A 598-nucleotide genomic window follows, 5' to 3' on the forward strand; every position below is an offset into this window, starting at 1 on the left:
CGAAGACCACGACCTCGAGTGCGAAAGCGGACGGACGCTTTGACAGGGCGGACTTCATTTATGACGCGGAGAAGAACGAGTATGGCTGCCCTGCGGGCGAACGTCTGATCTGGCGTTTCGCGACCGTCGAAAACGGGCTGAAGTTACACCGCTACTGGAGTTCGCGTTGCCCGCAATGCCCGATCAAGAATAAGTGCACGCCCAGCGACTATCGGCGCGTCAGCCGCTGGGAGCATGAGGCGGTCCTGGAAGCCATGCAGGCCCGAATGGATCAGGCGCCCGACAGCATGCGCATCCGGCGGCAGACGGTGGAGCATCCCTTTGGAACCCTCAAGTCATGGATGGGCGCTACGCACTTCCTGACCCGCACCCTGGATCGAGTCAGGACGGAGATGAGTCTGCATGTCCTCGCGTATAACTTGAAGCGGGTAATGAGCTTGATGGGAAGTGCGGCACTGGCGGCGGCAATAAAGACCTGAAGGTGACTTTTTGCGCCCCTTGAATTCCGGTTTTGAAGCTTTGACTTCGTTGCCCTCAAGATCGGCACCCTGCAACGGTCCGTGCCAACCGGGTCGGGCTTCGTTTTTACACAGCCTGG

The 598-nt window shown here is 59.2% G+C and carries 1 protein-coding gene; it reads left to right on the forward strand.

Translation table 11 applies throughout. The features are described 5' to 3' along the window. On the forward strand, positions 1 to 479 hold a 479-nt coding region (locus ACZ2IA_RS22795; protein WP_470294874.1), incomplete at its 5' end, for a transposase. Positions 480 to 598 lie beyond the last annotated feature (119 nt).

This window comes from Crenobacter sp. CS_VA4 (assembly GCF_055597485.1).